This is a genomic window from Paenibacillus pasadenensis, from assembly GCF_002864175.1.
Classification (GTDB): domain Bacteria; phylum Bacillota; class Bacilli; order Paenibacillales; family Paenibacillaceae; genus Paenibacillus_O; species Paenibacillus_O pasadenensis.
The window spans coordinates 386,471-408,004 of the sequence record NZ_NFEZ01000004.1; the positions used below are offsets into that span (position 1 = coordinate 386,471).

Here is a 21,534-nt window from a genome sequence, read left to right on the forward strand (position 1 = left end):
CGACAAGGGGGCGGTTCGCATGATGGATTGGCAATGGCTGCCCGCCGTGCTGCTGCTGCCTGCCGCGGCCGGCGTCTGGTGGATGGCCGGACAGGCCGGGGCTTGGCTGGCGGAGCGGAGCATGCCGGAGCATGAGCCGGGCGAGATGCTGGTGAAGTTCGCCGAAGGGCTTGCTGCGGAGGGCAGGCACCGCATCCACCGCCGCTGCGGCTGCGAGGCGGTCGAGGAGCTTGGACGGACAGGCTTGCATGTCGTCCGCTCCGTCCGCGGCCGAGCGAGCGCGCGCAAGCTCAAGGCGCTGTACGAGCGGCATCCCGGCGTGGAGTTCGCGGAGCCGAACTACGTGTACCGGACATGCCTCGTGCCTGGCGATCCCTACTACAGCCTGCAGCACGGGCCGAAGCAGATCGGCGCGGAGCGGGCCTGGGAGAAGACGCGGGGCGACCGCAGGATCATCATCGCCGTGCTCGACACCGGCATCGACTCGTCGCATCCGGATCTGGCGGATAAAGTGCTGCCGGGAAAGGATTTCGTCGATCCGGCCGGTACGGGCGAGGACGGCAACGGCCACGGCACGCATGTGGCCGGCATCGCCGCGGCGGAGGCGGACAACGGCATCGGCATCGCCGGCATCGCGCCGGGCGTCTCGCTGCTGCCGGTGCGCGTGCTGGACGCCGCCGGCAACGGGACGCTGCGGCGCATCGCCGCCGGCATCCGCTATGCCGCGGATCAAGGCGCGCATGTCATCAACCTGAGCCTCGGCGGTCCGGCGAGATCGTCGGCGCTGCGGGCGGCGATCCGCTACGCGGTCGCCAAGGGCGCCGTCGTCGTCGCCGCGGCGGGCAACACGGGCTCGTCCGATCCGGTCTATCCCGGCGCCTACGACGAGGTGATCGCCGTCGGCTCGGTCGATCCGCAGGATCTGCCGTCGGCGTTTTCCGCGTACGGGCCCTGGGTGGAGCTTGCGGCGCCCGGCGAACGGATCGCGTCCACGTATGCCGGCGGCCGGTACACGTACTTCAGCGGCACCTCGATGGCCGCTCCGCATGTGGCCGGCACGGCCGCGCTGCTGGCGAGCCTCGGCCTCACCGGCGAGCAGATCCGCGCCCGGCTGCTGGAGACGGCCGACCGGTCCGGAGACGGCGGACTGTGCTGGAGCTGTGGCCGCGTCGACGCCGGACAGGCGGTAGCGGGCGGCGGCGAAGGCGGAACGGACGGAGCCGCCTGACCGGCGAGTCTGGCGGGAGCGGCAAAAAGAGCCTTTCGAGTCGAATCGAAAGGCTCTTTGCAATGGGAAGGGGAGGGGAGCATGCCGAGAGCGAAGCGGCAGCCGGCGGCTCCTGTCTGCCCGTCCGGGCGCCGCGCGCGAACCCGCTCAGAGCGCCTCGCCCTCCTGCAGCGTCCGGGCAGGCGAGGGGCCGTCATGCTCGTGCAGATCGAACATGATCTTGTAGATGACCGCGGCCGCGAGAGCCAGCAGGGCGAGCGCGCCGAACGTCCAGGGGAAGCCGATCCATCCGCTCAGCGGAATGGAAAGCGGCGCGACGGCGCGCCCGATCGTGAAGCGCAGGCTCGAGGCGGCGAAGTATTGCCCGCGCATGCGCTCCGGCGCGAGCCGGCTGACGAACTGCTGCTGGGGACCAGCGCACAGCAGCTCGCCGAACGAGAACAAGGCGACGATCGCGACGAGTCCCGCGAAGCCGAGCGGCTGGCTGAACAGAGCCATCGCTGCCGCATAGCAGACCGCGCCGCCGATGAAGATCCAGCGGTCCTTCTTGCGCGAGGCCCAGCGGGTTACGGCGACGGTGAACAGCGCGACGAGCAGCCCGTTTTCGGCGACGAGCAGGCCGAACGTCTGCGCGCCGGCAAGCTCGACGGCCGAGCCGCTCCAGAGCGGCGTCGACGGGTAGGCCTCCTCCAAATAGACCGGCAGCAGCAGGTCGAGCTGCATGAACGTCTGCGACAGCAGCACGCCGGCCAGGATGAACAGCAGGAACACCCGGTCCGAGCCGATGATGCGGTAGCCCCGGATCTGCGCGGCCAGCGCTTCCTTCCAGGATGCCGGCTGAAGGGTGGCCGGCCCGCCTGCGGGCGGGCCGGCGGCAGGCATCGTCTCGCGCAGCCGCCGCGAGAGCAGCGCGGCCAGCAGGCCGCAAGCGATCGCGCCCGCCGCCGGCAGGATCGTGCTCTGGGCGGCATACAGCAGCGAGCCGAGCAGCGGTCCGACGACGACCGCGATGTTCACCGACGTGTAGAACACGGCGAAGACGGAGGCGCGGTCCTTGACCGGCACGACGTCGGCGACCATCGCCTGGCTGGCCGGCTGGTACAGGCTGATGGAGCCGCTCGCGAGCGCGAAGCCGGCGAACGAGAGCGCCGGCAGGCCCGCCAACCCGCCTGCCGCCAGCAGGCCGTAGCCGAGCGACTGGCCGCAGGCGGCGAGCACCATGATGCGCTTGCGGCCGTAGCGGTCGGTGAAGTAGCCTCCGATCAGATTGACGAATACGGCGGCGAGCTGCGACAGCACGAGCAGCAGCCCTGCCGCGCCTTTGCCGAAGGCGCGCGCGAAGTAAATGGCGAGGAAAGGAAAGAACGTCCAGAAGATGACGTTCGTGACAAACTCCCCGCCGAGACGCAGCTTGAGGTTGGCATCCCAGTGGCGGAGCTTCATTCGGGCACTTCCTTTACGGAATCCTTTATCGATAAGAGAACAGTCAAGGAGCATCGTATCCGGTTTCCTTTGACTTTGTCAACGCTTATCTTTACAATCTAGGAAAGGAGCCGCGCAGGCGGCGAAGAGCGAGGGGGAGGATACGGATGTCGACGAAAGACAAGCAGCCGGACAGCGCCAGCGCGACCCGGACCCGCAGGCAGATCGTGGATCTCCTGAAGCAGCACGGCCCGCTCGACGCCGCCGCGCTGGCCGGACGCCTCGGCGTCTCCGGCATGGCGGTGCGGCAGCATCTGTACGGACTCGAAAAGGAAGGGATGATCGACCACCGCGAGGAGCCGCGCGCGATGGGCCGTCCGGCCAAGCTGTGGGGACTGACGTCCGAGGCCAACCGGCTGTTCCCGGCCGGCTATGCGGAGCTGACGATCGGCCTCATGGACTCGGTGCGCGAGACGTTCGGCGAGGAGGGGCTGGAGAAGCTGCTCTCCGTCCGCAACGGCAAGCAGATCGCCCACTATTCCTTGTCGGAGGGCGAGGCGGAGCAGGCGCGGGACGGCGGCTCGCTGCTGGAGGAGAAGCTGCGGCGGCTCGCGGAGTTCCGCACGGCGGAGGGCTATATGGCCGAGTACGAGCGCGAGCCGGACGGCACGTATGTCTTCACCGAGAAGCATTGCCCGATCTGCGACGCCGCGCAAGCCTGCGCGAGCCTGTGCCGGTATGAGACCGGCATGATCCGCGGCGTGCTTGGCGACGGCGTCGGGGTGGAGCGGACCGAGCATATGCTGAGCGGAGGCCGCCGCTGCGTGTACCGCATTACGCCGTGAGCGCGGGGCAGCCGGGGGCAATAGGGCCCATGCCAAAAAGCTTCTCCATGCAGCCCGCTCAGGCTGCATGGAGAAGCTTTTTTATGATTATTTGTTGCTACGGTAACTCCATTTCGGAAATCGTAGATGTAAATGAAATAAACTAAGAGTCGAGTAAACGTCTTACTTCTATTTGTCAAAATAAGTGCTAATGCATAAATTATTACCAATGTTTTCTCGAAAAGTTTTATTCATCACATATTCTTTAGTGAAGCCGTTAAATTGGCTCGGAATGACTAGATGAAAAGGATCAATCATAATTATCTTGTAAGCTGCTTTGAATTGTCCTTCGTCATTTCTGCTTACTTCACACTTAACGAATATACGGACTCCAGTTTGACCACTATAAAATGAGGATAGGTCGATTTTAAAAATATTCTCGTCAATTTCAATTTGGTCAATATAGAGAGCGAGACAACTCTTTATACGATCATTTAATCGTACTTGATCGCCTTTATCATTGTCGATATAGCTTAAATCATATCCTAATTCGGCAATTTTATCGCGCTTTGCAGATTCTGTTGTATTGCTAAGGTAATTTGTAAACTGTAATTCATCAATTCGCTTAGAATGTTTAACGTTTTCGTTGTGCAATTCAAAAACATGAAGTATATGTGCAGTAGATTCAGTAAATCCGCTACTTTTTAGTTTATCTACACCCATTTTTTTGAGAAAGCTAATATTCTCTTTGGGCTTGATTGAGCTACTAAAGAGATTCTTTGACTTTCTTCTAGAGGGTGACATATCTGTCGGAGTATTCCTTTATAATCTCATCACTATTCATTGGAGTGGATTGATTCTTTGCGAATGCCTTTTTCCATACCCAATCCTCGTGACTCCGATCAACAAGAGTAAAATCACTGACTGCATCTATTTGTTCAAAAAGCTCATCAATAAACTTTTTGGCTTCGGGGTTTTGCCCAATAACGATATTTGCCTCGGCAATTTCTTCTGGTGATCCGTACAGACCGTCTCGATCCCGGAAATAAACCTCACGAATAACTGGACCAAATTTCCATGCCTGAAACTCTGCATTAAAAAGATATTTATTTTGGCTAGCTATAGAGCCTTCTAAAACGCCTTCCTCAGCTTCTTCAGTATAATACGCACCATGATAAGCAAATAAGAAATATAGACTTTTTTGAAGCTTTAAAGGTGAAATATCAGGCTTTTTGCCATAAAGGTAATTTGCGACGGTATCAACTTCAAAAAGAGCCCCTGTAGTATTCATAGAGAAGATCCTCCAGTTCCTACCTCTCAATAGAACGTATGTTCTTTAAGAGGCCGGTTTAATGGGTGTTACTAATGTAAACACCCATACCTTCATTTTACACAAGACAAGGGTTTTGTATACGTTTATGTTGAAATTTCTTTGATAAATTTAAAAAAGGCCGCTCCTTAGAGTAGCCCTTCGGTACTAAGGAACTGGCTCGAATTTAACGAGCGCGTAATTGCTTATTGAATGGTTTAACCATTACCTAAAGAGAGTTTATGTCGGGCTAAGCACATTGATCGGGACGATATTCGAAAATGACGAGAAATCGAGTAATCGTGGGAATAACATCAGAATTTATAAATTCCATTATTAGCTTTGCATAGCGGCGGCTCACGTCGCCTTGGCGCGGTCACCGCCCGAGCCGGTCGTAGGCGTCCGCGACCGACCGCACGAGGCGATGCGAGCGCGGCAGGCCGAGCTTGCGGCTGAGCGCTCCGTCCAGCCCTTCACGGCGGAGGATGCGCTCCAGCTCGACCGACTCCTCGTCGAGCGGATTGCGGTAGGCGAGCGCGGCCGCGATCGCTTCCTGCAGCGTCGGCATCTCCAGGCCGAGCTCGTGGCCGAGCAGCAGGGGGCGGACGAGCCGGTCGCTGCGGTCCAGCTTGCGGCGCGGCGAGCGGGCGATCCGGCTGATCTTGTCGGAGAGCGCCGGATTGGCGAAGCGCTCCAGCGTCTTGTCGACGTAGGCATCATGCTCGGCCGCGTCGAAGCCGTGGCGGGCGAGCAGCAGCGCGCCCGTCTCCTCAAGGACGGCGCGCGCCTTGGCCCGCACCGGCTCGCTGGCGAGCGCCTCCTGGACGGTGCGGAAGCCGGCCAGGTAGCCGAAGTAGGCGGCGGCGCAGTGGCCGGTGTTGACGGTGAACAGCTTGCGCTCCGTCCACGGGCCGAGATCGCGCACGTACTTGACGCCGCGGATGCGCTGCATCGGCTCGGCTCCGCCCGTCTCCACGACCCACTCGTGGAACGGCTCGACGCGGATCAACAGCGGATCGCGGTTTTTTTGCGCCGGCACGATGCGGTCGATCATCGCGTCGGGGAACGTCAGCTGCCGCTGGGCCTGCTCATGCAGCGCCTCCGGAAGATGCCGGAAGACGAGCCGTCTCAGCTGGCTGCTCGCGCGAATGCCGTTCTCGCAGGCGATGATCGGCAGCGGCCGCCCGCCGCTTTTGTCCAGCCGCTTCTCCAGCGCCTTGGCCAGCGCCTTGGCGATGGAGGGCAGGGCGGAGAGGCCGACGGCGGTCGTGATCAGCTCGGCCTCGCCGATTTGGCGGGCCAGCTCCTTGTCGCTGCCGATCGGCACGGCGTCCACCGGGCCGACCGTCTCCCGCTCGCCGCTTTCGCTGGCGTACTCGACGGCGTATTCCTTCTGCTCCCGCAGCAGCCGGATCTGCTCCGGATTGCGGGCGACGAATACGACCTCGTAGCCGGACTTCGCCAGCGTCACGCCGATGAAGCCGCGCCCGATGTTGCCGGCTCCAAAATGGACCGCCTTGGGCCGCGCGGCCGCTTCCTCGCGGCGCGAAGCCGACAAGCCCGCCGGCTCGGCGCCGATCCGTCCGGCTGCCGTCTCCCGGATGGCCGGATTCGGTATGGCTGCACTCAAGATAGACTCTCCCCTTTCGAATCGTCGATGCTTCTCTCTGTCGATTTTACGGAATATTCGGTCAAATCAGCACATGGCGGTTGAAGTCGATCTGCTCCAGCGAGTCGGCCAGATGGGTGCAGGGGCCGAACTCCAGGCCGCGCGTAATCGCATTCGGCGCGACGACGCAGCGGATGCCGGCCGCATGGGCGGCTTTGGCGCCGTTGGGCGAATCCTCGATCGCGACCGTCTCCTCCGGCTGTACGCCGAGCGCCTCCATCGTCTGCAGGTACAAGGCGGGATGGGGCTTCACCTGCTCCACATCGTCGGCGGTGCGGATGACCTCGAAATAATCCAGCAGGCCGAGCTGAGCGAGAAACTTGACGACCCATTCGCGCTTGGAGCTCGAAGCGAGTCCGATGCGCATGCCTTGGCGGCGCGCTTCGTCGAGGTAGGACTGGACGCCCGGGCGGATCGCCTCCCGCTCCATGAGGCGGGCGTGGCGGAGATGGACCGCGTCGCGGAATTCGGCTTTGTCGATTGGCAGGCCGAGATCGGTCATGAGATATTCGTACGGATTGAAGCGGTGGAGGCTCGTGCCGATGCAGCCGGAGTACATGTCGAGCGACAGGTCGACTCCATGCTCCTTGTAGGCGTCGCGGAAAGCGGTATACCAAGCGGTCTCGGTGTCGATGATCGTCCCGTCGAAATCGAAAATGACGGCTTTAGTCGTTTGGTTCAAATGGATCTGCTCCCTTTCGTCGGTAGGATGGGGGCGGCAGTCCGGCAGAAGCGGGGGCCAGGAACAAAGCTCGGAAGGAGCTCTGCCCGGAGATGAGGATAACGCAAACAGACCCGTTGCAAGGCAAGCGGGCCATGGAAGCATACGCTGATGAGTGACCCATCTCAGGCTGACGAGGTTAGCTGACGGACTCGGGTGGATGGTACCCTACGCTCGCTGCGGCCCGGTGGCCGCGGCGGACGATTCGCCCCTGAAAAGTGGTTTCCCCGCTTCCCGGAAAATGGCTGCCGGGAACTAAGCACAGAACAATCGTACCTGGCTTGAAAAAGATTGTAAAGGGAGGCATCGGCCCAGGAATGGCGTCCGCCCGCAGGGTGTAAGCGCTGTCCGGGAGCTGCTGCGGACGGCGGAATCGGAGCGGCCGGACCGCAGCCCGCAGTCCCGGCCGGGACGAGCCGCCGAACGGCATGGAATGCCGGCCGCTGCGGCAATGGAAGCGCTGCCGGATTGCCTTTGCCGAAACCGCCTTCAACGGGCTGCGGAAGACCGGAGAGAACAGCGTTCCATGCCGGGAGCACGGCAGCGGAAATAAAGCGGATTCCGCATGGAAAAAATTTTTTTCAAAACCGGACGGAACCGCTTCCGGCGGCGAGGATTGACGGCAGATGGAAGAATCCTTTATGGTAGGGGTAAGAACATTTGTTCCCTTTTGTCCCGTTTTATCGCAATAGGGGAAGCGCTCTTTTAAAATGGCGAACAAAGAAGGGAAACGCGAGGCGAAAGCCTAATTCTAGGTACGAGTCCGCGAGACGATTGGCGGCTGGCGAGCCGCAGGCGGCTGCTTCCGAACATGCCGATCGCGGTTATGTCAAGGGTATCTACCCTGCGCCGCGGACGGATGAGAGGAGGCGATGCCGCGACCCGGCCAAAGCCGGAGAGGCAGAAGCGAGCCCTGCTGTGGGCAGACACCTTGAGGAACAAAGGAGAACGGTTCATGATGGAAAACGAAGATTGGCCCCTCTGGGCGTCTTTTGCGGAGGATGTGCTGACGGCGCTGCTGGCGCTTGCCGTCATTGTCATGGTGCCGATTCTGTGCCGGCGCGGCGTCGCGTACTTGACGGCGAGAGTCGGCGAGCAGCAGCGGGTGCTGCTGCACCGCATCGCCGAAGAGGCCGCGGCGCTCGCCGAGTCCGCCTATCCGAACGGCGGCGGGCCGCAGAAGCTGGCCATGGCGATGAAGTATGCGCAGGAGCAGGCGCAGCGTCTCGGCATCCGACCGGGCTCCGAGGTGCTGCGCGCCTCCATCGAGAAGGCCGTCTTGGACTACAATGCCATGATCAAGCCCTGGGAGGGCATCCCGGCATCGGCCGTCATCCGCAGTCCCTACGGGGAAGGCGTGAGCCAGTAGCGGCAGGATCCGAGCAGGGGAAGGAGACGCTGGCGGATTGAAATGGAGCGGAGCGCCGAAGACAGACGTTGCAAAGCTCCCTTGAGTTAATTATAATTATTATCAAATAGAATTAATTCGTGAAGGGAGTAGGTTCGCTATGGCGATCGCGCCGAATGGACGCAATGCTGCCCCGTCGCCCTTGTCTCCTGCCGCTCCGTCCTCTGCCTGCCGCTTGCAGGATGCCGTCGATCAGATCGAGGCGAGAGGCATCCGCCTCAATCCCCAGCGCTATGCGCTGCTTGAATATATCTACACCGCCGACCGCCTTTCCACCGTCGAGCAGCTCGTCCGCGAGCTCCATGTCTCCGGGCATGGCCGCGGAGCGGGAGCGACTGCCGTCTACAGCCAGCTCCGCGTCTTCGAGCGGATGGGGCTCGTGCGCGAGTCCAAAAGGGACGGCGAGGTTCCGTGTTACGGACCCGCTCTTGCCCGCAGCTCCCGTCCCGCAGTCTGACGGTCCAAAGCTTTTTCGTGCCGCTGCTCGTCTTTGGAGCAGCGGCTTTTTCCATTCCTGCCGGATCGCGAGAGGCGGCGCCGAAGGAGGAGACGGGGAGGGAGATGGATGCTGCCGGCAAAACGCCTTTAATTGACAATGAGAATCATTTTCACTAAGATGGAGAAACAACAGGTTGTCGATCGCGCGATGCAGGACATTCTTCAGACAAGGACGGTGGATGCGAATGGGCGCAGGAGAGAAACAGGCCGGACCGCAGGAGTTGCCGATGCCGCGAGGGCTGGACGAGATCTGGTTCAAGCTGCGGGATGCGGCGCCGTTCGGGGCCGCGGGGCTGACTCCGGTACGGCCGGAATGGCAGTCGGACTTTCGGCTCGTCGCCGTGACGGGCGGCCAAGGCATGCTGGCGGCCGGAGACCGTGCCGTGCCGCTGCGGAGCGGCGTCGTCTACATCAGTCCGCCCGGAGAGAACCTCCGCGCGGATGTCGCTTCCGCCTATCGGCTGGAGATGTACGTGTTCCGGTTCCAGGCGCTGACGCCGGACGAGACGGACAGCGGAGCCGTGCCGCTGCCGCGCCATGCTCCGGAGATTCCGCTGTCGGGCGAGCCTCTTCCGTACCCGGCGACGGCGCTCGTGTCGCTGTGCAAGACCGTCTGCGCATGCAGGAGCAGCCTGGATCCGCTGGAGCGGTTCCGCGGGCAGACCGTCTTCGAGGATCTGCTGCATCGGCTGTTCAAGGAAGCGCTGAGCGGGTCGGAGCAGCAGCTCGACGCGGCGCTGGAGACGGTCCGGACCTACATCGAGCAGCATTACGAAAAGGAAGTTACCGTGAAACGGCTGGCGGAGATGTCCCGCATCAGTCCCCGCCACCTGATGCGCCTTTTCAAGGAAAGCTACGGCATGACGATCGGCGAATACACGAAGGAGCTGCGGCGGGCGGGAAAGCGCCCGGCGGGCATGCTTGCCCGCAGCGCGCTTGCCGAGCGCTACCTGCTGCCGGAAGCGGCGGGCCATCGGTTCGGCTGAGCGATCCTGACTAAGACCGGCCTTCTCGGGGTATGACATAAGGGAAGGCGGGAGCCGCACCGGCGCCGCCCAAAGGAGGAATCGTCCATGGCTGAACCAGCGCCGGAAAAATCGGGCAACGGCTACGTCATCCGCGAGGGCGGAGAGCCGATCGGAGAGATCACCTACGCCCCTGCGGCAAGCGGCAAAGTATGGATCGTCGACCACACGTACGTATCGCCCTCGCATCGGGGACGGAGCCTGGCGGCGAGCCTGCTGCAGGCCGTCGTGGACGAGGCGCGCCGCGAAGGCGTCAAGATCGAGCCGGCCTGCTCGTATGCGGCCGCTCAGTTCAAGCGGCGCAAGGACTACGCCGACCTGCTCGCCTGAAGGCGAGCGGATGGCAACGGACGGCCGCCGCCATAGGCCGGCGGAACGTTGCATCGGCTGCGGCCGGACCGGATCATCCGGGTCCGGCTTTTTGCCGTTCGCTCCGCAAAACGCGGCTGGAACAGCTGCTGGGGCGGAGGGCCGGAGCCGGCTGCAACAAACGGTATTTTCCGTACGTCTACTTAGTGGAATCTCCCAGTATCCGCATTCATCCCCGGCTATGGTATAATAGACGGGATATTGTCCCGGCAGCGGCCCGGAAGCCTGGCTTGCGCCAGCATGGAGCGCTGCGACTGGGGAAGCAGAGAGGAAGGAATTCGACATGCAAAATCAAACTTCCCCGCAAGAAGCAGGGACATTGAAACCAGGAATCGAGAACTTATTCTCCATCATATCCGGCGAGATCGAGAAGCGGACGGAGCTTGCCGGCGAACAGGGCGATGCCCTGAACGGCCTGCTCGAGGAAGCTCGCCAAGCGATCGCCGGCGAAGACTACGCCGCCGCCGAGACGCATCTGGGCGGCATCGTCGAGCGCGAGCCCGAGCTGGGCGCGGCCCAAGCGGCCGTGCTGTACGCGCTCATTGCCCAAGAGAAGTGGGAGGCGTTCGAGGAGCGGGAGAAGGCGCTGCTGCAGACGGCCTCCAACGCCGACGAGCAGGCGGACATCCAGGCGATGGTCGCCAACCTGCTCGGAGAGCTCGGCCATTACGGCCGCGTCGTGGAGCGCCTCGAGGCGCTCGTCGCCGAGCATCCAGAGCGCAAGTCGGGCTTTGCCGCCCTGCTGTCCGCAGCGTACATCCGGACGGGCCGCGAAGCGGATGCCTGGAGCGTCGTCGAAGAAGCGCTGCCGGCCGAGGGCGAGGAAAAGCCGGAGCATCTGCCGCTGCTCGTCGCTCAGATCAACCGCGTCATCGACCTTAAAAAATGGGACCGCTGGTCCAAAATCCAGCCGCGCGTCCGCCGCTTCCTGAAGTCGCTGGAGCAGGGCGACGATCTCGTCCGCGCCCGCATCGTGCTGCTGCTCGAGTGCCAGTCCTACATGCAGGCGGGACGCTTCCGCGAGGCCGAGCTGTTCGCAGAGCTCGTCTACGGCATGGACAGCAAGAGCGAGGAGATCCGCGAGCTGCGCAAGCAGATGCAAGAGATGCACGCGCTCAGCAAGGAGCTCGAAAAGCTTCAGAAGGACACGGCCGTCCACCCGGCCATCGTCATCCGCAACATGGAATGGTACTATGGCGAGTTCAACGAGGAAGCCGCCGCCGGCCTTCGCGCCCAGCTGCCGGCCGAAGTGCTGAGCCGCCTGGATGCCGATCCGGAAAAGCTCATGCACGGCATCCTGCAGCTGCGCTTCCGCTACCCGGCGTTTTACCGCCGCTACCAGGAAGAATGGCAGGAAGTATACAAGCAGAAACAGGCTGAGCTGGCTCAGCCGACCGGCAAGTAAAGCGAAGCCAAGATCAATAGGACGGGCCATGCAGAGCGGAAAGCTCTCTGCATGGCCCGTCTTTTTTGGCTTCTTGCGGAGGAAGGCATGTCGGCAGAGACGCCGATCAGCGGGAGCGGCGGTCGGACGGCGAGCCGGGGCGGATGCCTCCTGTGCAGAGCAGCAGGACGAAGGAGAAGGCCACGATGGCGGCAGTCCACGCCCAGGCCATGCCGGTCTGTCCGCTGTCGACGGCGACATAGATGGCCGTCGGCACCGTCTGCGTCACGCCCGGGATGTTGCCGGCGATCATGAGCGTCGCTCCGAACTCCCCGAGGCTGCGGGCGAAGCCGAGCACGAAGGCGGCGAGCAGCGAGCGGTATGCGAGCGGTAGGGCGACGTAGCGCAGCACCTGGAGCTCGCTGGCCCCGGCGGACCGGGCAGCCTGCTCCAGGTCGGCATCGATGGAGGCGAAGCCGGTTTTCATCGTCTGGTAGACGAGCGGAAACGATACGACGACCGAGGCGATGACCGCGGCCCACCAGGTGAAGACGAGCGGCGACGAGAAGACGGCCTCGATCAGCCGCCCCGCCCAGCTACGGCGGCCGAGTCCGACGAGCAGCACGAAGCCGACGACGGTCGGCGGCAGCACGAGCGGCAGCAGGAACGCCGTCTCGACGAGCAGCTTGCCGCGCAGCCGCGTCCGGGACATCCAGCGCGCGGCAGCCGTGCCGGCGAAGAGGGCGGCGATCGAGGCGAGCAGCGCGACTCGCAGCGAAAGCAGAACGGGAGGCCAGAAGGCCTCCCAGTCGATGGCAGATAAACTCATGGCGCTTCGGAGAAGCCGAAGCTGCGGAACACGTCCAGCGCCTCCGCAGAGCGGAGATAGTCGAAGAAGGCCGCGGCTTGCTCGGGATGCTCGCTCTCGGCGAGCACGGCCGCCGGGTACAGGATCGGCGAGTACGCGGCGGGATCGACCTCAAGGGCGATTTTCGCCTTGTCCGAGCCGAGCGCATCGGTCTCATAAACGAAGCCGGCATCGGCGTTGCCCGTCTCGACCATCTGCAGCACGGCCTTGACGTCCTTGGCCTGCACGAGCTTGTCCTTGAGGGCATCCCACAGTCCGGCGCCGTCAAGCGCCTGCTTGGCGTATTGGCCGGCCGGGACGCTCTCCGGGATGCCGACGGCGATGCGGGAGTATGCCGCGTCCTGGAGAGCATCCAGGCCGCTCGGCGCCAGCGTGCTGTCCTTGGAGACGGCAAGCACGAGCTTGTTGGCCAGCAGATCGGCCGAATGGGCGGCGTCCACGAGCCCGGCGTCGGAGAGAGCCTTCATGTTCTTGGTGGAGGCGGACAGGAAAAGATCGGCGGGAGCGCCTTGCTCGATCTGCTTCTGCAGCGTGCCGGAAGCGCCGAAATTGAAATTCAGCTCGATGTTCGGGTTCGCGGCTTCGAACGCGGTCTCGATCTGGCCGAGCGCCCCGGTCAGGCTGGCGGCGGCGGAGACGGTCAGCTGGACGGGTTCGGCGTCCGCCGGAGAAGCCTGCGGCGACGGCTCCGTGCTGGCGGCGGCGGACGGAGCCGGGGAGGCGGCGGCGGCGGCCCCGCTGTCCGTGCGGTTCGAGTCGGAGGCTTGTCCGCAGCCGGCGAGCAGCAGCGCGAATGCGAGCGCCAGGAAGAAGGCGCTTTGGAACGGGAAGGCAAAACGGCGGTATCGGTTCATCTCTCTTACTCCCTCTAATCCATATGGTTTTGTTATATCTAGATATAATTAGTATGATTATATAGAGGGGGAGAGCCGTTGTAAATGAGCCGATTCGATCTATGGTAAACTGGAGATCGACACTATCGCTGAAAGCCGGGGAGATACCGCCATGCCGGATGAATCCTATACGACCGAAGACATCGCCCGCCTGCTGAAAATATCGAAGCTGACCGTCTATGATCTCATCAAAAAGGGGGCGCTGTCCGCCTACCGGGTCGGCAAGCAGATGCGAGTGGACGCTTCCGACCTGGAAGCCTACAAGCAAAAAGCCAAGGAACGGGAAGCCGGCGCATCGGCGTATGGCGCGCGTTCGGACAAGCCTGGGCCAGGCGCGCAGCGGGACCGGACAGGGACGGGCGTGCACTCGGACAGGGCCGGATTGGCGTACCCGGACCGGACAGGGCTGGACATGCACTCGGACAGGATCGGGCAGGGAGTTTACTCGGACCGGACAGGTCCGGGCGTGCACTCGGACAGGCCCGGATTGGCGTACCCGGACCGGACAGGGCTGGGCACGTCGTTGGACCCGACAAATCCGGCCGCGTCGATCGGGACGCCCCGGGGAGAAATCGGCAGCTTCGAGGCCGCACGTCCGCTGGCGGCATTCGAGCCTGCGCATACGGTCGTCCTGACCGGACAGGATCCCGGCATGGACTTGCTTGCCGCTTATTTGTCCCGGGCGGGCTTTCGGCCGCTCCGTTCCCATAAGGGAAGCCTCGACAGCCTGATCGACCTGTACCAGGGAGCCTCCGACGTCGTCAGCACCCATCTGTGGGACGGAGATACGGATACGTACAATCTGCCTTATATCCGCAGGCTGCTTGTCGGAGCGCCATTGATCGTCGTCAATCTGCTCGTCCGGCCGGCCGGGCTGTACGTCGCCCAAGGCAATCCGCTCGGCCTGACGGGCTGGGGCGATCTCGGCCGGAAGGGCTTGCGCATCGTCAATCGGGAGCGCGGCGCCGGAGCGCGGGTGCTGCTGGACGAGCAGCTGCGGCTGCACGGCCTGGCGGCCGACGGCATTGCCGGGTATGACCGATGCGTGAACAGCCATCTGGAGATTGCGGCGGCCGTCGCTTCCGGGGAAGCGGATGCCGGAGTCGGCATGGCGAAGGCGGCGGAGCTTGTCGGCGGACTTGATTTTCTGCCGCTCATCCAGGAGCGGTACGATCTCGTCGTCCTCCGGACGAAAGCGAACGAACGGCTGCTCGCGGAGCTGCGCCGCGTCCTGGAGCTGCCGGCTTTTCGCAAGGAGCTGGGCGCCATTACGGGCTGCGACGTGAGCCGGACCGGAACCGTCTGGCTGGAGGCTTGAGCGGAAGGGCCGGCGAAGGAAGACGAAAAGGCGGCGGCCCGTGCCGAGAATGCGAACGCGGTCGACGAAGAATTGAGCATGGCCGCATGGCGCGCCCCCGCGGGGCGCGCTTTTTTGTTCTCGGATGGCATGAATCCACGGGAAGAAGAAGCTCGGGATCATGCGTGTCGAATCAAAACGGCATTGACACGCAAAGCCTGCCTTCCGTATGATGACTTTATAAAGAAAAATATTTATAAAGTTAAGGCGTGGATCAAGCAGTCGGTTCAGCCGAAAAGGAGCAGGTCACCTATGAATCAACCGCGACAATTCCGCTGGCTTTGGGCGGGCCAGAGCATCTCCAATCTGGGCGACGCGCTCTACCTGCTGGCGATCGTGACGATCGTCTACAAGCTGACCGGCTCGGCGCTGTTCTCCTCGCTCGTGCCGCTCGCGCGAGTGGCAGGCCAGCTGGCCTGCGGCGCAGCCGCGCCGATCGTGATGGACCGCTGGCCGCTGACGAGGCTCATCAAGCTCTCTCAGCTGCTGCAGGTGCTGCTGTTCCTCATGCTGCTGCTCGCCGTGCGGGGGCTGACCGAGGACGGCATCGGCTACGTGCTCGTCCTGATCGGGCTGCTGAGCTTCACCGACGGAATCACGACGCCGGTGCGCAATGCGCTCGTGCCCCGGTATGCCGGCAAGAAGCAGCTGCTGCGCGCGAACGGCCTCATGTCGACGACCGACCAGATCGTCATGATGGCCGGCTGGGCGGCCGGGGGAATCATCGTCGCTTGGCTCGGAGCCTCGCCGGTCCTGAACGCGACGCTCGGCATCTATGCTGCCGCGCTGTTCATGACGCTGCGCCTGCGCGAACCGGAAGGCGCAGGAACGGGAGAGGGCGCGAAAGCGGACGGAGGCGTAGCGGCGGCTAGCGGCACGAAAGCGGACGTGGACGGAGCGGCGGCTAATGGCGCGAAAGCAGACGTGGACGGAGCTGTGGCTAGCGGCGCAAAAGCGGAAGCGGGCGTAGCAGCGGCTAGCGGAATGAAAGCAGATGTGGACGGAGCGGCGGCTAGCGGCACGAAAGCGGACGCAGGCGTTCGCAAGGAAGCAGACGCGAGGAGCGATGCTGGAGCCGAATGGAGCGAGAGCGCGCAGGCTCAGCGCCGCGGCGGCTCTGGGACGAAGCTGGAGAACGGCGCATGGGCCTCGATCCAAGAGGGCTGGCGGAACATCTGGCGCAATCCGGTGCTGCGGCTCATCTTTTTCATCGAGACGATCGAAGGCACGGTTAGCGCGACGTGGATCGGAGCGCTGCTGCTCGTGTATGCGACGGAGCAGCTCGGCTCCGGCACGCAATGGTACGGCTTCATCAACGCCGGCTACTTCGCCGGCTGCATCGCGGGCGGACTGCTCGTCGTCGCCTTCACGCGGCGGCTGTCCCGCCAGCCGGCGCTGTCGATCGCGGCGGGCGCGGGCTTGATGGGACTGTTCACGCTTGCTTTCGCCTGGACGACGGCTCCGCTGCTGGCGCTGGCGCTCGTCGTGCTGATGGGGCCTCCGCAGCAGCTGCGCGAGGTGACGAGACGGACCGTATTCCAAAAGGTCTGTCCGCCGGAGCAGCTGCCCAAGGTCATGAGCGCCGAGAACACGCTTGTCTATTCATTGTTCGGCCTGTCGGTCGTGCTGCTGTCCTGGATGGCGGATCGCTGGGGAGTCGGAGCCGTCTATGCGATGGCCGGCCTGTTCTACCTGACGACCGCGATTCTAACGGCGCTGTTCCGGCATCGGATTGATGCTGCCGCCCGGGAAGCGGACGCTGCGGAGGCCGCCGCCGAGGCCCAGGCGGCTGCCGGATAGGGACGCGGCAAACGGAGCGGCCGCCGAGCCGCTCACCCGGCCTTGACGCCGTAGCCGGCCAGCTGGCGGCGGGCCTGCTCGGCGATGCCGGAATACTGCCGCTCGAGCTCGACAATCGCCCGCCACTGAGCGAGCAGCTGCGAGCCGCTGCCGAGCATCGAGCCGAGCGCGCGTTCGACGAGCGCGGCGTCGCCTTTGCGGGCGGCGGCGGAGAAGTCCTTGATCGCGTCCCGGAGCGCCGCCTCGGGAATGCGGGCGGAAGCCTTGCGGACGCGCAGCGTATCGTTCAACGGCTCCAGGCCGGCAAGCGTCTTGCGGACGTCGGCGATTTTGGCCGAGCGGGCGCGGCGCAGCTCCTTGAGCTGATCCTCCTGCAGGCGCACGGCCTGGCGGGCGAGCTGCACGCCGCTTTTCATCAGATCGGCCTGCAGCCGCAGCGCCTTGGCCATCTCTTTGCTGCCGGCGCTGCGGCTGCGCTGGCCGAGCGCCGTATAGCCGGCGTAGAGCGGCTCATAGACGCTCTTGGCCTTGGCGATGCGCGCCTGCTGGACGCGGATCGCCTCGTCGTCGATGGCGGTCGCGGCTTGGCGCACCGCCGTCGCCAGCTTGGCCGCAGCCGCATGCGCGTCCTGCGCCTGCTTGCGAGCGGCGTCAAGCTCCTGCAGCTGGGCGGCGTACTGCCGCCTGCGGTCGTTCATCCGCTTGGCCGCTTCCGGCGAAGCCTTGGCGGCGGTCTTTTCGAAGGCGGCCTGCGCGCTTGGGCTGATCTCGATCGAGGAGGCGGCTGCCGGCGCGGCAGGGAGCACGAGCAGCAGAAGCAGCAGGAGCGGAACGGAAAGGAGCGGGCGAAGACGGCCCGTACGGGCCGGGTCGCGCTTGGCGGACGGGGACGCCGGGACATCGGCAAGAGAAGCGGGCGAGGCGGCGACAGAGGACGGCGGAGAGCCGGCGGCAAGCGCAGAGAAAAGCGGGCCATGGAGCGGAAGCGGAGACGGCTCGGGCGCAATCGGGACGGGACGGCGGACGCGCTTCGGACGGGCGGGGACGCGCCTCGGACGGACGGCAGAAAACAACGGCATGGGCAAGAACCTCCTCTGGAATCGCCCCTTGCAAGGCGAATCGGCATTCGCCGTCCTCTGACGGCGATGCAGCTTCGCTGGCGAGAAAGACAAGCTCGGCAAGCGGCTGAGCCTGTCTGTCAACGCAAAAAGCACCGCAGCAAAAAGGCTCGAGTCGAGCCCAATGCTGCGGTGCTTCCGCATGCTTGGAGCGTACGTATGTTCGTGAAATCACTATACCAAGGCCGGCGGAGGCTGTCAACCGTCTTCGAGGCAAAGATGGAACAGCCGGACGAAATGCCCTTTGGTCAGCCGCGCGGTCGCCTCGATGCGGAAGCCGGCCTCCCGGACGATCGCCTCGATCGGCTCGGTCGTGACGACGACGGCGCGGCCGGACAGCCGGCGCAGCGCGCGCAGCATGCCGAGCTGCTCCTCCGGCGGGGAGACGGAGCAGAGATTGTACGGCATGTCGAGCACGGCGGCGTCGAAGGCCCCGCCGAGCGCGCGCATGTCGCCGATGGAGACGAGCTCCTCGGCATGGCCGAAATGCCGCAGGTTCTCCCGCGCTCCGACGGCGGCGAGCGGGTTGAGGTCGTTGCCGCGGCAGGAGAAGCCGAGCGAGAGCGCCTCCAGCAGCACGGTGCCGATGCCGCAGCACGGATCGACGAGCGAGCTGCCGGCCGGCTCGCCGGGAGCGGCGATGTTGACGGCGGCGCGCGCGGCGCGCGTCGGCAGCGCGGTGGAATATTGGCGCGGCTTGTCCTGATGCCGCAGCCAGAGCGGCTCCGCCTCGGCCAGCTCGCCGGCCAGCCAGCGGCCTTCGTGCCGGGTGAGTCCGTAGACGATATCCGGCCGCTTGAGCTCCGGCTCGCCGGTGACGGCGAGGCCGAGGGCTCGTTCCAGCTCAAGGCGGCGGCGGTCGGGATGCTGGTCCGGCGCCCCCGTTTTCACATAGCGGGCTCGAAACAATCGCTCTCCCGGCGAAAGGACGGCTCCGGCCGCCTCCAGCAGCTCCGGCTCGGAGGCGGCTTCGGCGCGGATGTCCAGGCGCTGCTTGAGGAACGGGCTGCGGCTCGGATCGAGGCGGCGGGCATGGCGGAAGGCGCGGCTGTCCGGCGTCATGAGGAAGCCGGGGAACAGGCAGGCGAGCTCGAGCGCGCACAGCTCGGCCTCGGATTCGTGGCAGGCATAGACGTAGAGAAAGTCGCCGGCGATGGGCGCAGAGTCTTTGCCGGGACGGGATTTGGTCGGATTCATAGAAGGCGTTTCCTTTGCGTATGTCGTTCGGGGCGCTTCGCCGCCGATGCTTCATTGTACCTCGCCGGGGGGAGGGGAGGCCAGCGGCGGACGGGGCGCAGGAGGATGAGGAGGCGGACTTGCGGGACGGAGGGGAGGAGCGGGCGGAAGCGCGTTGCTGGGAACACGGAGGGATGAAGGAGGGACGAGGGAGGGATGAAGGAGTGAAAAAGGAGGGAAAAAGGAGTGAAAAAGGAGGGACGAAGGAGCGGAGAAAGCGGAAAGACCCGCGGCCCATCGGGGCGGCGGGTCTTCGGAATGCCTGGGAGGGCTTGCGGCAAGCGTGAGGCAAAGGTCTGTGGCAGGGCCGGGAAGGCTTACGGCTTGTAGAAATTCTGCGTATAGCGATAGTCGTAGACGCCTACGCCGAGATTCGTGTAGCTTTCCGCTAGCATCGCTTTGCGGTGGCCGGAAGAGTTGAGCCAGCCGTTATGCGCCTCGATGGCGGAACGGTAGCCGTAGGCGATGTTCTCGGCGGCCGCGACGTAGCGGATGCCTTCGGCCTTCATCCGGTCGAACGGGCTGATCCCGTCCGGATCGGTATGGCTGAAATAATCGCGCTTGGCCATGTCGGCGCTATGCTTGCGGGCCGCAAGGGCCGCCGTGTCGTCCCAGGCCAAGGCATGGAGGCCGCGCTTGGCGCGCAAGGCGTTGGTCAGATCGAACACCTGCCGCTCATAACCGGAAGCGAGCGCCTCGGCGGCCGGCTCGGGACCGGAAGGGGCGCCGGCAACGACGAGCACGGCGTCGAGCTTGCCTTCGTCGAGCGTATCGAGATAAAACGTCGTGCGGATGCCTCCGGAAGCAAAGCTATGCGTCTTGGCGGATCCTTCGATCTTCTGACCGGAAGCCTGCTGGAGCGCGGCGGCGCTCATGCCCGGACGAAGCGTCTTCCACAGGCCGCCGCCGTCCTCGTAGGACGCTGGGGAGCCGGAATAGAGGGCGACGACCTTGCCGCCGGCCACGCCAGCCTGCATGTAGCGGCTGTAGTCCTTGTTGTAGACGTACCAGGTGAAGCCTTCGAGCGCGGGGGCCTTGCGGTCCGGAGCTCCGAGCGCTTGCAGCAGCGACGCTTCGCTGTCGCCAAGCTGGATGCCGCGCAGCTGCGGCCCGGCCGCGGCTGTCGCCGGAGCCGGCGTAGCCGAAGGCGACGGCGAGGCGGACGGCGATGCGGACGGCGATGCGGACGAAGCAGGCGATGCGGATGGCTTCGGCGAGGCCGAAGGAGCAGGCGAAGCCGAAGGCGCAGCGTATGGGGCCGGAGAGGCGGACGGCTGCGCCGGGTAAGCCTGGAGCATGCGGCGGAGGAGGGCGACCGCCTCCGCGCGGGTCAGCGTGCTGCCGCTCTCGTAGCCGGCAGCCGTCGACGCCGTGCGCCCGCTCGCGATGCCTTCCGCGAGCAGCCAGGCCACGGCGTCGGCTTCGCCTCCGGAGCGCCCGGCGACGGAGGCCAGCAGCCGCGCGGCCTCGCCCCGCGTATAGCGGGCGGCCGGCTGCGCGGCATGGAACGCTGCCCAGCCTTCGGCGGCGGCAGCGGCATAATACGGCGCGTGCCAGGCCGCGCCGGAGGCTGCGCCCGCGGCAGGCGGGGCGCCGTAGGCGCGCGCCGCCAGGGCGAGGAACTCCGGCTCGCTGAGCGCAGCCGAGGGCCGGAAGCGGCCGTTGCCGTCGCCTTGGGCGAAGCCGGCGGCGACGGCCCAGGCGATGTCGCCGGCGGCCCAATGCTTGGCGGGGACATCGGCGAAGCCGGCTCCTTGCGCGGAGGCGGACGAAGGAGCGGCGACGCTGCCGGCGACCAGGGAGGCGGCGAGCAGGGCGGCTGCCGCGACGCGGACAGGATGCTGGCTCTGCGGGGAGCCCGCGAGGGTGGCGGATGGGCCGAAGAGGTTGCTGAAGAGGTTCATCAAATCTGATCTTCCTTTCTGGATGCGGGAATGGATGTCCATTGGACGCGCGGGACAGGCCGAGGTCGTGCGGAGTGGATCTAATTGCTCCAAAAGTCCCGGTTGCGGAGGGAGTTCCAACGCGGTAGCCCGAAAAAAACGGGCTGCAGGAGCCGGGAGGCCGAAATCCGAGGCCGTAACCCGAAAAAAACGGGCTGCAGGAGCCGGGAGGCCAGAATCCGACGCCGTAACCCGAAAAAAACGGGCTGCAGGAGCCGGGAGGCCAGAATCCGAGGCCGTAACCCGAAAAAATCGGGCTGCAGGAGCCGGGAGGCCGAAATCCGACGCCAAAACCCGAAAAAATCGGGCTGCAGGAGCCGGGAGGCCGAAATCCGACGCCGTAACCCGAAAAAATCGGACTGCAGGAACCGGGAGGCCAGAATCCGACGCCACAGCCCGAAAAAAACGGGCGGCGTCCTTTTACCGTTTCTCCATCTGCTTCTGACGCCCGGCTAACAAAAG

The 21,534-nt window shown here is 64.4% G+C and carries 19 protein-coding genes and 1 riboswitch; of the genes, 9 read left to right on the plus strand and 10 right to left on the minus strand.

The window, feature by feature from the left end:
* The first annotated feature begins 19 nt into the window (after window positions 1-19).
* Complete coding sequence (locus B8V81_RS11445) at window positions 20-1,228, plus strand: S8 family peptidase (protein WP_052333351.1); 1,209 nt, start codon at window positions 20-22, stop codon at window positions 1,226-1,228.
* 147 nt (window positions 1,229-1,375) lie between these two features.
* Here the strand turns inward: B8V81_RS11445 and B8V81_RS11450 are convergent, their stop codons facing one another.
* Window positions 1,376-2,671: an MDR family MFS transporter gene (locus B8V81_RS11450; protein ID WP_101808399.1), complete on the minus strand. Its 1,296-nt coding sequence runs from the start codon at window positions 2,669-2,671 to the stop codon at window positions 1,376-1,378.
* Window positions 2,672-2,817: 146 nt separating this feature from the next.
* On the opposite strand from B8V81_RS11450, the gene B8V81_RS11455 reads away from it, so the two are divergent.
* Window positions 2,818-3,495, plus strand: coding sequence for a helix-turn-helix transcriptional regulator (locus B8V81_RS11455; protein ID WP_028599376.1), 678 nt, complete (start codon window positions 2,818-2,820; stop codon window positions 3,493-3,495).
* A 168-nt stretch (window positions 3,496-3,663) separates the two neighbouring features.
* Here B8V81_RS11455 and B8V81_RS24805 read toward each other — a convergent pair whose 3' ends face one another.
* From B8V81_RS24805 to B8V81_RS11470, 4 genes are all read right to left on the minus strand, one after another.
* Window positions 3,664-4,278 carry a hypothetical protein gene (locus B8V81_RS24805; protein WP_127464385.1) on the minus strand — a complete coding sequence of 205 codons (615 nt, stop codon included), beginning with the start codon at window positions 4,276-4,278 and terminating at the stop codon, window positions 3,664-3,666.
* On the minus strand, window positions 4,265-4,765 hold the full coding sequence (locus tag B8V81_RS24810; protein WP_028599377.1) for a Panacea domain-containing protein: 501 nt from the start codon (window positions 4,763-4,765) through the stop codon (window positions 4,265-4,267). Before B8V81_RS24810 ends, B8V81_RS24805 begins: the two co-directional genes overlap by 14 nt.
* A 394-nt stretch (window positions 4,766-5,159) precedes the next feature.
* On the minus strand, window positions 5,160-6,413 hold the full coding sequence (locus B8V81_RS11465) for a mannitol-1-phosphate 5-dehydrogenase (RefSeq protein WP_164820116.1): 1,254 nt from the start codon (window positions 6,411-6,413) through the stop codon (window positions 5,160-5,162).
* 61 nt (window positions 6,414-6,474) lie between these two features.
* A complete protein-coding gene (locus tag B8V81_RS11470; RefSeq protein WP_043111467.1) occupies window positions 6,475-7,134 on the minus strand; it encodes an HAD family hydrolase in 660 nt (219 codons plus the stop codon).
* Between the two features lie 154 nt (window positions 7,135-7,288).
* Window positions 7,289-7,445, minus strand: a riboswitch (cyclic di-AMP (ydaO/yuaA leader).
* Between the two features lie 683 nt (window positions 7,446-8,128).
* On the opposite strand from B8V81_RS11470, the gene B8V81_RS11480 reads away from it, so the two are divergent.
* The 5 genes from B8V81_RS11480 (at window position 8,129) to B8V81_RS11500 (ending at window position 11,878) form a co-directional block, all read left to right on the plus strand.
* Window positions 8,129-8,542, plus strand: coding sequence for a phage holin, LLH family (locus B8V81_RS11480; RefSeq protein WP_028599381.1), 414 nt, complete (start codon window positions 8,129-8,131; stop codon window positions 8,540-8,542).
* Between the two features lie 139 nt (window positions 8,543-8,681).
* On the plus strand, window positions 8,682-9,038 hold the full coding sequence (locus tag B8V81_RS11485) for a transcriptional repressor (protein WP_028599382.1): 357 nt from the start codon (window positions 8,682-8,684) through the stop codon (window positions 9,036-9,038).
* A 268-nt stretch (window positions 9,039-9,306) separates the two neighbouring features.
* Window positions 9,307-10,065, plus strand: coding sequence for an AraC family transcriptional regulator (locus tag B8V81_RS11490; RefSeq protein WP_164820117.1), 759 nt, complete (start codon window positions 9,307-9,309; stop codon window positions 10,063-10,065).
* Between the two features lie 87 nt (window positions 10,066-10,152).
* Window positions 10,153-10,434 (plus strand): GNAT family N-acetyltransferase, encoded by a 282-nt coding sequence (locus tag B8V81_RS11495; protein ID WP_028599384.1) that lies wholly within the window; start codon window positions 10,153-10,155, stop codon window positions 10,432-10,434.
* A 358-nt stretch (window positions 10,435-10,792) separates the two neighbouring features.
* Entirely contained in the window at window positions 10,793-11,878 is a 1,086-nt protein-coding gene (locus B8V81_RS11500; protein ID WP_028599385.1) for a tetratricopeptide repeat protein, read from the plus strand.
* 106 nt (window positions 11,879-11,984) lie between these two features.
* Here the strand turns inward: B8V81_RS11500 and modB are convergent, their stop codons facing one another.
* Window positions 11,985-12,686 (minus strand): molybdate ABC transporter permease subunit, encoded by a 702-nt coding sequence (gene modB / locus B8V81_RS11505; protein WP_028599386.1) that lies wholly within the window; start codon window positions 12,684-12,686, stop codon window positions 11,985-11,987.
* Window positions 12,683-13,579, minus strand: coding sequence for a molybdate ABC transporter substrate-binding protein (gene modA / locus B8V81_RS11510; protein WP_101808401.1), 897 nt, complete (start codon window positions 13,577-13,579; stop codon window positions 12,683-12,685). Before modA ends, modB begins: the two co-directional genes overlap by 4 nt.
* A 151-nt stretch (window positions 13,580-13,730) precedes the next feature.
* Here modA and B8V81_RS11520 point away from each other — a divergent pair, with 151 nt between their 5' ends.
* Window positions 13,731-14,936: a substrate-binding domain-containing protein gene (locus B8V81_RS11520; protein WP_028599388.1), complete on the plus strand. Its 1,206-nt coding sequence runs from the start codon at window positions 13,731-13,733 to the stop codon at window positions 14,934-14,936.
* Window positions 14,937-15,227: 291 nt separating this feature from the next.
* The gene (locus B8V81_RS11525) at window positions 15,228-16,775 is read left to right on the plus strand and encodes an MFS transporter (RefSeq protein WP_180968429.1); all 1,548 of its coding nucleotides are present in this window, start codon (window positions 15,228-15,230) and stop codon (window positions 16,773-16,775) included.
* A 32-nt stretch (window positions 16,776-16,807) separates the two neighbouring features.
* On the opposite strand, the gene B8V81_RS11530 is transcribed toward B8V81_RS11525, so the two are convergent.
* The 3 genes from B8V81_RS11530 to B8V81_RS11545 all read right to left on the minus strand — a co-directional run bounded on the left by B8V81_RS11530 (window position 16,808) and on the right by B8V81_RS11545 (window position 21,033).
* Window positions 16,808-17,854: a hypothetical protein gene (locus tag B8V81_RS11530; RefSeq protein ID WP_101808403.1), complete on the minus strand. Its 1,047-nt coding sequence runs from the start codon at window positions 17,852-17,854 to the stop codon at window positions 16,808-16,810.
* Between the two features lie 237 nt (window positions 17,855-18,091).
* The gene (locus B8V81_RS11535; protein WP_101808404.1) at window positions 18,092-19,090 is read right to left on the minus strand and encodes a TRM11 family SAM-dependent methyltransferase; all 999 of its coding nucleotides are present in this window, start codon (window positions 19,088-19,090) and stop codon (window positions 18,092-18,094) included.
* Window positions 19,091-19,446: 356 nt separating this feature from the next.
* Window positions 19,447-21,033 (minus strand): CAP domain-containing protein, encoded by a 1,587-nt coding sequence (locus B8V81_RS11545; protein WP_180968430.1) that lies wholly within the window; start codon window positions 21,031-21,033, stop codon window positions 19,447-19,449.
* Window positions 21,034-21,534: the final 501 nt, after the last annotated feature.